Here is an 8,958-nt window from a genome sequence, read left to right as displayed (position 1 = left end):
AGCGAAACGCGGCAGATTTACAGTCTGCTCCCTTTAACCACTCGGGAACCCATCCGTTTGCGACAAAAAGAATTATACAGGATTTAGGCCAGTTTGTCAACAGCTTTTCCTAAACTTTTTTACTTTTTTCTTACAAAACCAAAAGCTCTCTCTATCATTGCAAAAGTGCCAGGCCACGTGCAAACTTGCTGCGTTCCTCCGCACGCAGCTCCACCTGTGACGCTATTTTGTCCTTAAGCTTCAACAGCGCGTCTACAGTGCCGCTCATAAGCTCAAATTCGACCTCATCAATGCTGTCGCTTTGCTCACCGCAATGAATTGCACCCTTATCAATTGCCAGCTCAATAACAGCGCCGTCATAATCCAGAATATAGGTTATACGCTCTACGTCAACCGTAAACAAGGCATGCACACCTGCCGGAGCAAGCTCGCTAAGCTCGTAGCCAAGTCCAAGCGCTGCAAAGCCATTCAGCTCAGGCTTGAACTCCTGCAGCGGCAGGTTCAGCTCCAGACGCTCGCTCAAGCCATCCTTGCTCTGCTTAGAAGTCTTTACCGTTGCTTCAAAGCTGCCATCGCCCTTATCGCGCACACGGTAAGCAATACCATGCTGCGTAAGAGCCATATTCTCCGTATCATAATAGGTGCTTACCAGACGGCGTTTTTTGTAGCTGTCGGGGCGCATGGCCTGCTGCATGAAATCCAGCTGCAGCATTTTCTCCAAGCCTTCCCTGCTGAGCAAAAGCTTCAATTCAATCTCTGTATTCTTTGCCATTATCATCACTGCCTTTACCAAAATTTTTCAAGCTGCCCAATGCCTGAGCCGCAGAATTCTTCTGCCACCAAACGAGCGGTATACCAAAGGCCAGCAGCGTCACCGCCAGCGCCGCATAAAAGCGCGTCGTACCAAAAGCATCTGCCAAAAAGTTATAAGCAATTGCCCCCGGAAGCATGCCGAGAACTGTTGCTGCCGCATAAATCTTGAACGGTAAACGCACGCTGCCGGCAATAATGCTCACCGGATCATAAGGAAAAATCGGCACTGTACGCAAAATAATCATCTTCTTAAAGCTGCCGTCGCCAACAAGATAATGCGTCAGACGTTCGCCCCAGCTGCCGCCAAAATTACGCAGCAGCCAATTGCCGCCGCCAAAGCGTCCCAACAGATAGCAAAAGCTTGCACAGCCAAAGCCACCCAGAAGCAGAAATAAGATGCCCCACCAGGGACCGAACAGCACGCCTGCGCTCAGGTTCAAAAGCAGCGTCGGGAATAAAAGCAGCGGACGAATGGTATACACCGCCACATAAATAAGCGGTGCCCACACGCCAAAGCCCACCACCCAGCGGCGGATATCCTCAGCACTATGCGGATGCGGGTTATACGGCGATTCGTACAGGCTATACAAAATTGCCCCCAGCACCAACAGATAGACCAGCACGCGTAAAAGTAAATATAGATATTTTTTCTTCATATAAACCTCTGATTTTCAAACTCTCATTTATTATACGGCGTTTAGAGGAATTTACGCAAGCAGTATTGCCAATTTTGTTCGTTGCAAAGCGGCAGAACACCTGCCAGTTTCTGTACAAATATACAAATCTGTGTTAAATTATTCTGAAGGAGGGATGCCTGATGATTGGCAAAAAATCAAAAAATGCTAAGTCTTCATATACAAAGACAGTCAAGTATTACGAACGCTACCGTGATTTTATCCGCAACATAACTATCTACAGCTATCGCAGCAGACAGGAATATGCAGAAATCGGTATCAATAATCGTACCTATGACGATTACAAACGCATCTTGTCGGATTGCATAAAGCAAGGCTTTATTGAAGAAAGCTTCAATGGCAAAGAAAAGCGTACCCGCTTCAACGCAGATATGTATAAAAGCTCCTATAATTATCTCGTCAACACCTATTTCATAAAAAGCTTGCCTAATAATGCCTTTTATTATATTATCATTTTGCAAATTCTTGGAGACGGCAATTCCCGGTTTATCAACGAAATCGAAGACGCTATTTATAAAGAAAACGACTATAAGCAATTAGATATTTCGAACTCAGCACCCTATAGAGCCTTATGCGCGCTTACAGGCAGCGGCCTGCTAAAAACAAACAAGGTGAAGAATAAAAGCTATTATCAGCTGGCTGACAATATTCTTGACCAGCTTACAGCCAAGGAGCTTCTGGAATTATATAACGCAGTAAGCTTCTTTACTAATGTGTCCCCCTTATCCGTTCCCGGCTACTATTTGGCAAATACCATTTCCCAATATATGGAAAGCAAGAAAGTAGCATGTCCCGAAAAAAATTTGTTTTGGCAGTATCGCTTCTGCAATTATAGCAAAATAGTTGATGACGAAGTGATTTATATTATTCTTCAGGCTATAGAAAATAAAAAATCCCTCAAAATAAGCTATGACAAGAACAAAAAGAGCATCCTGCTAGTGCCTGAAGCCTTACGAACCGATTATCCCTATGGCCGCACCTACCTGTATACAACAAAGCACGTGGCCTATAAGGTGGAAAAAATCACCAAAATCCAGGTAATATCTCCCAAGAAAGCCATAAAGCCTGCGACCAGTCAGAAAGTCAAGAAGCCTGCGGCCAAGAAGCTGGACCTGATTTTCACTTTTAAAGCCACTGACGACGAGCGAGAAGTAACAGCTATAAAGCACCGCCTGCAGCAAGAAGCTGCGTGGATGCATTGTACGGAATTGGATAAGGAGCATTATCGCTACACTGCAACCGTACAGGATGCCTTCTCCCTGGTTCCCTGGATTAGAACCTTCCATAAATATGTTTCCCTCGGAAGCGATACAGATACAGTTGTTAAGGAGCGCTTAGAAAAAGATAAAATGGAGGCCTTGCAAAAATATGGAATTATTCAATGAGCTAAAAAATAATAGCCTGCAAGCTGCTGTCAGGGCTATAAACACAATTCATAGAACTAATCAGCCAATCAGTAAGCCGGAGCTTGAAAAACGCATTACCAACAACTCTTCCCTCTCCCCACAGGAGCAGAAGCTCATTGATAATCTGTTCGTCCCAGACGCTGCTAACACGGAGCTGCTCCGGCCCTTTGCTAAACAAGCGGTTCCCATCATCCCTACCGTACTGGAAATGAAATGGCTGAAGGAAATGCTTCATGACCCCAGGATCGACTGCCTGATTTCTGCTTCGCTGAAGGAAAAGCTGCTGCAGGCCATGCCCCAGGATGGCAGCAGCGAGCAACATTGGCAGCAATCAAACTGGAACATCCACATTCAAATAGACAAGCCCTGCTTTAGCTCCGCAGCTTATCAGGAGAAATTTAAAACTGCACTGGAGGCTCTAAACAGCAAGCATTATGTCTATTATGAAAGCTATGATATCTATGGCAACAAGTATAAGGGAGAAGCAGTGCCGTATAAAATAGAGTATTGCGCCAACAATAACAGCTTTAATTTTATTATGTGGAATGAAGCGAAGCAATGGACCTTCAAAAGTGATTTTGCCACTATAACCAAACTCCAGCTTCTTCCGCAAAGCTTTGACTGCAGCAAAATCGAGCTTGCAGATGCTTATGTAGAGAGACTAAAGACTGAGTCAGAGCCTATTGTTTTGCAGTTTGATGCTGCTCAATATAATGTGTTAGAACGCTGCTTTAATATTTTCTCCAACTATGACAAGGAAATAAGCCGCTTTGATGAAGACGCCTACCAGTTGAAAATATTCGCTCGTGACCATTTTGATAATGCAGAAATCGTGCAAAATATCCTTTCCCTTGGCAGCAGTATTGTGGTTTCGTCACCACAAAAATTACGCCAGCAAATTATAGCTGCCATCCAGGAATCCTTTACAAGATAAAACGCTACATCCAAGCAAAACGCTCCAGTAGCAGCAAAAGCTGTTTACCGGAGCGTTGTTTTATCTTTCATTTTTACTTTTCCTATTCTGCCGAATCGCTACGGCAATCGCATGCCCGACTAACCCTATCAAAGCTGCAACTATTTTCGGATTCATAAATTTCACATCCTTTCAAATACCGGCACCCTGTACCGGGAATCACTCAATCATCATCAATAGCATCCAATATCTCATAAGCAGCAGTAATCAACGCCATAATTATTACTGGATTCATTCTCTTCATCTCCCTTCTTAAGCATTATCAGCTAACTTACCATTCAACAATTATAGTAATATCCGGCATCTCCTTGCAGCTCCCTTTGTTTTATAGTTCTGTATAAGCTTTGGGGTTGTGCCCCTCGGATTGATTATATTTTAACACCACACTCACTGAATATCTTTTCAAAACTCCTGCGAACTTAACTTTTTATCTCCGCTGCTTCTAAATCTCTCATTTTCTTCACCAATCCCTTTGCCTCCAAGATAATCCGCTTTCTTTTACTCATTTCTATATCGTCATCATCCTGTCCGACATAATTTTCATACTCCGCAATAAAGCGTTTTTTTGCATCTTCCTCAAACAAACACTTGCCATCAGAAATAACAAAATCACTTTCCGTAAATATCTTCAGGCTTATGCATCGCAATACTAATTTATCGATAATCGTTGGGCGAAAAACCTCCATCAAATCATATACCAGGCTATCCTTGCGATAGTTAAGCTCATGCAAAAAGCCTATCGAGCTTGCGAGACCTGCTGTTGAAATAGCTCGCCTAACATCCTTTTCCAACATGGAATAGCCAAAACTCAGCATAGCATTTACAGGATCCGTTGCAGGTCTCTTGTGTCGTCCATTCCATTTGAATGCGCCGCCACTTAACAAAATCGCAAATGTATCAAAATACGCTTTCGCTGCAACGCCCTCTATACCCATAAGCTTTTCAATGCTTTTACTTCCTTCAGCCAATTTAGCCAAGGCGCTAAGCTTGCCTATAACGCTTTTTATAGCGGAATTTTGCAGGCTTTTATTTTTGACACTCAGTATATTGCGTTGAGCTAAAATTTTCTTTTTGACAATATCAGCAGCAATTTCCTGTCTTTTGCTAACATCGCTGTAGCACTGCAGCTGCCTTACAAGCTGTCTGCTTTTACCCATTTTCATCCCCAACTCACCCGCAATATCGCCATTATTATCTATATAAATGATACTGCCCTTATTTGCTAAAACAGCCATAATTGCCGCATAGGTTATCTGCACTGAAGCAGTTACAATCAGGCAATCTGCATAGCTCAACGGCAAGTATTTGACTTGACCGTCTTTGCTCTTAATGGTCAGTCTGCCACCATCCTTGCTAACTTCTATTCCATGCTGATTAAGATAAATATCGCTCATCATCTTCACCTCATATTACAATAAAAGCTTCGGGCAAAAAATTTTGCTCGCTATTGGTAAATTCCTGCTCTACCTGATATATGAGTACATTGCCTTTTGCCCCATTATGCAAAAGCTTTTTAGCATACTTATCAAGCTTAGAAATTTCCGCAGGCTTCAGCTCTGCCTTAAAAACACTCAGCTGCACTCTAACAGCTATTTTTTCCAAATGCTTAACCAGCTTATATCTTAACTTGTTATCACTAACATCATAGCAAATTATAACTTGCATTCGGGACTCCTTTCTAACATTTACACATCTTGCTGAATGCTGTTACCATAGAAAATTCCTTATCAGATGTAATATTTTTATATGCTTTATATAGGCAAAGTATAACACAGTATAAAGCAAGTAGCTTTTCAAAACTCCTGTGAACAAAAAAGAGACATAACGACCATAAAAGTCGTTATGTCTTTTTCTTTATACCGCAAGCAGTAATCGCTGTTGCAACAACCAAAGAACAGTGTGAAGCCTTCATTCGTTCCATGTTACAAAACCGCAAGCGGTAATCACTGTTGCAACGGAAATACAATTAACATTTTTACTGACGCATCTACGAGTTACAAAACCGCAAGCGGTAATCACTGTTGCAACGGTTCTGCTGGTGGTTCTAGTGCTAAAGCTGGATTCGTTACAAAACCGCAAGCGGTAATCACTGTTGCAACTTTAGAAAGAAATCTGAAATTCTTATGACTATGATTGTTACAAAACCGCAAGCGGTAATCACTGTTGCAACAGCACCCCTTGAAACCCTTGCCTGGAGCGGCTCTTTGGGTACACTTTGGCAAACCAAATCAACGTTTACCATTATTCATCTGAAAAACGCCTTTTTCAACGTTTTTCCCCAACGCCCGGCTCTCAAAACCCTTATCACGCAAGGCCTTCATAAATTTGGCAAACCTCCGCAGCCGCTCTGTCTGCATACCCTGCAAAAGCGAACAACCTTGAAGCTACAAAAAGCCCGCTCGCGGGACGTCTAACTCGCCTCTTCCAAACACGTTTGCCAAACAGCAGCGTTGCATTGCCTATTACATCTTCATTATACAGCACGCATCTTCTCTTCGTCAAGAAGAAAAACCGGCACACAAAAAAAGGGCGCCACTTGCGTGGCAGCCCTGCGTCCTAGTCGACGCGTTTTACCTTGTAGACAGGAAGGTTATCCTTTTTGGCCAGCTCCAGGAGCTCGGCCATAGCCTTGCCAGCACCGTATTTGCTGACGAGCAGCTCGCGCATAGCTCCTTCAGAGTAGAAGGTGCTGCGACGAACAAGCGACGAGGTGTAGGAACCGTCGGCCCAACGTCCGGGAATGGCGTAATCTGCGGTAATTTTCCGCTTCAATTTATCGTTGGTAATGTACAAGCCTGTGCAGGATTCCTCCGCCAGGTAGCAGGACCAGCTGCGCGGTGCGAACTTACGCACCAGCGCCTCCCAGAAAGCGGGCTGCGGGCCGTCTGCAGATATATACTTGATAAAGAGCTGTCCTTTGCCGTCGAACTGGATTTTTTCAACGCCAGCGCGGAGTTCAAAGGCCTGGATACCGGCGCCCTCAGCGATGAAGCTGAGCCAGCCGCAGCCAAAGGCAGTTTTCGGTTTACGCTCATCCTTGCGCGTCCAGCGCTTGAGCTTTTTAAAGAGGTCTGCCAGCTCCTCTTGAGGACCGTAGACGTATAAATTTGTGTAACAATAATTTGCCATATAAGAATCATCCTTTCTTTAAAACACTTAACTAGGCTAGAATAAGGCAATAAAAAAAGCCATTATGGGAATCAATTTTTGGGTACACTAATAGCATACACACTACTAGTACACACAATCTTAGATTTTTCCCATAATGACATCTTATAATTCTTATATGGTTGAATTATAGGTAGCGTTTTCTACGCTACGGTTAGTATACGACAAAATATAAGATGTGTCAAGAAGTTTTGAGATTTTTTGCTTTTCTTATTCTGCACCACTTGCACCACTTGAACCACTACTTTTGGAGCAAAAAGAAAAACTGCGCCACTAACCATAATATATATCCCTGTAAGTAAAGTCTTCGTAAGGGTTCTAGTCCTTTATTTTATGGCATTTACAGCTATTTCAAGAAATTTTTATTTATATTATATTAAAATTTTCGAGCCACTGATTTTTTAGCAAAAAGGCTGAAAAAAGTGGTGCAACTGGAGCAAGTGGTGCAAAGTCTATGCAAAACCGGCACACTCAATATCTAAAGCAGAAACCCGAAGGCCACCACTTGCGTGGCAGCCACGGGATTAATCAAATAATTTTTTGAACACACTGCAACCTAATCCCAAAACGGCACCTACAGCAACTACCGGGGCAGCAGCTACCGCAGCAGCTCCTACAGCAGCACCGGCGGCAGCAGTCGCAGCAACGCCACCTGCAACAGCACCACCAATCGCAGTTCCGGCAGTTGCCGCAATAGCTGCACTGCCTACGGCACTTCCGGCCGCAGCAACAGAACCTACTACAGCTCCGGTTGCAGCTGCACCGGCACCGGCAACCGTAGCACCAGCGGCCGTAGCACCAGATGCAAGAGCAGCACCGACAGTAGTACTGGTAACAGCAGTTCCTGCTGCACTCACACCAGAAATCATGGCAGCTCCCGCAGAAGTTGATGCTACTGCAGAGCCAGCTGCACCCAAAGCGTAACCGGCAGCATAGCTAACAGCAGTATCCTTTGCCACATCCTTAGCAGCCTCTCCTATCTCCTTATCGCCACACGCGACATCAACAAGATTGGAACCCATGCTGAAACCGGCACCGTACAAGGCACCTGCTTTAGCGGTGCTCAAGCCTGCTTTATGAGCAGCAGCCACTTTAGGTACGATAACCGCTTTTTTAGCACCGGTTATAGCTGTTTCCTGCTGCATATATTTGGCCAATTCCTGTGCTTCCGCTTTTGTGATGTTACCTTCAATAACCTTTACACCATGCTTAGCACCTTCAGCCTTTATCTTGGCAAAGCTCGGATTGCCTTTATCAACAACGATAGTCTGGCCTTTATATTCTGCAAAATTTATTTTTTGCTTAAAGCTATTTTCATAACCCAGCTTTACCTGTTGATAGTACTTATGACCATTCTTGCCAACGTAAACCAAATCTGCTGCACCGTTATTATTAATTACATAGGTCATTTTACCATTAATCGAAGCATCAGCTGCCTGCATCTCTTCACCAACAAAGCCGAACAATCCCTTTTGGCCACCACGTGCCGTATTAAGGTTTTCCAGGCCAGCTGCGAATCTGCCGGATATAGCAGCAGCCCTTGCAGCTTCCTGTACAGCCAAACCACAGCTTGCTGCTCCAACTGTTCTTGAATTAATTTTTGTACCTGCATTCTTCCCGTTGTTATTTTGCAAATGACGGTCACCTGCATAACCAACCGAAGACTTGACAACTATATTATTTCCACATTGTTTAAAACCCATAATGTACGCCTCCCAAAATTTTAAATCTTATTTAGAAAGTAAATCATTAACCTTCTTTTCTTCAACGAATTTTTTAGCCATTTTCTTCGGAAGTTTGATAAGCAAGCTTTTTGCCAGCAGTTTTAAAATCTCACTCCCAAGCATTATCGGCTAAATTAAAAATCAATAATTATTGTAATATCCGGCATTCTGTTCACCTC

8 protein-coding genes and 1 CRISPR repeat array are annotated in these 8,958 nt (G+C 43.7%); of the genes, 2 read left to right on the top strand and 6 right to left on the bottom strand.

The features are described 5' to 3' along the window. Positions 1-154: 154 nt before the first annotated feature. Positions 155-772: a CYTH domain-containing protein gene (locus RDW05_RS11385; protein WP_307979149.1), complete on the bottom strand. Its 618-nt coding sequence runs from the start codon at positions 770-772 to the stop codon at positions 155-157. Then, the gene (locus tag RDW05_RS11380) at positions 750-1,469 is read right to left on the bottom strand and encodes a TVP38/TMEM64 family protein (protein WP_307979148.1); all 720 of its coding nucleotides are present in this window, start codon (positions 1,467-1,469) and stop codon (positions 750-752) included. The genes RDW05_RS11385 and RDW05_RS11380 overlap by 23 nt, the downstream gene beginning before the upstream one ends. A gap of 161 nt (positions 1,470-1,630) precedes the next feature. On the opposite strand from RDW05_RS11380, the gene RDW05_RS11375 reads away from it, so the two are divergent. Together RDW05_RS11375 and RDW05_RS11370 are read left to right on the top strand one after the other, a co-directional pair. Further along, a complete protein-coding gene (locus RDW05_RS11375) occupies positions 1,631-2,893 on the top strand; it encodes a WYL domain-containing protein (protein WP_307979147.1) in 1,263 nt (420 codons plus the stop codon). Further along, a complete protein-coding gene (locus RDW05_RS11370; RefSeq protein WP_307979146.1) occupies positions 2,877-3,848 on the top strand; it encodes a WYL domain-containing protein in 972 nt (323 codons plus the stop codon). The genes RDW05_RS11375 and RDW05_RS11370 overlap by 17 nt, the downstream gene beginning before the upstream one ends. Before the next feature lie 458 nt (positions 3,849-4,306). Here the strand turns inward: RDW05_RS11370 and cas1 are convergent, their stop codons facing one another. The 4 genes from cas1 to RDW05_RS11350 form a co-directional block, all read right to left on the bottom strand. Next, a complete protein-coding gene (cas1, locus tag RDW05_RS11365) occupies positions 4,307-5,284 on the bottom strand; it encodes a CRISPR-associated endonuclease Cas1 (RefSeq protein WP_307979144.1) in 978 nt (325 codons plus the stop codon). 7 nt (positions 5,285-5,291) lie between these two features. Continuing rightward, on the bottom strand, positions 5,292-5,552 hold the full coding sequence (gene cas2 / locus RDW05_RS11360; RefSeq protein WP_307979142.1) for a CRISPR-associated endonuclease Cas2: 261 nt from the start codon (positions 5,550-5,552) through the stop codon (positions 5,292-5,294). Positions 5,553-5,737: 185 nt separating this feature from the next. After that, positions 5,738-6,057: direct repeats of the CRISPR family, unit length 35 nt; unit sequence GTTACAAAACCGCAAGCGGTAATCACTGTTGCAAC. 386 nt (positions 6,058-6,443) lie between these two features. Beyond that, positions 6,444-7,016 (bottom strand): hypothetical protein, encoded by a 573-nt coding sequence (locus RDW05_RS11355; protein ID WP_307979141.1) that lies wholly within the window; start codon positions 7,014-7,016, stop codon positions 6,444-6,446. 563 nt (positions 7,017-7,579) lie between these two features. Further along, on the bottom strand, positions 7,580-8,758 hold the full coding sequence (locus RDW05_RS11350; protein WP_307979140.1) for a hypothetical protein: 1,179 nt from the start codon (positions 8,756-8,758) through the stop codon (positions 7,580-7,582). Positions 8,759-8,958: the final 200 nt, after the last annotated feature.

Source organism: uncultured Phascolarctobacterium sp. (assembly GCF_902463975.1).
Lineage (GTDB): Bacteria > Bacillota > Negativicutes > Acidaminococcales > Acidaminococcaceae > Phascolarctobacterium_A.
The sequence above is the reverse complement of the archived record's forward strand: the minus strand, read 5'-3'. Positions and strand labels throughout refer to the sequence as shown.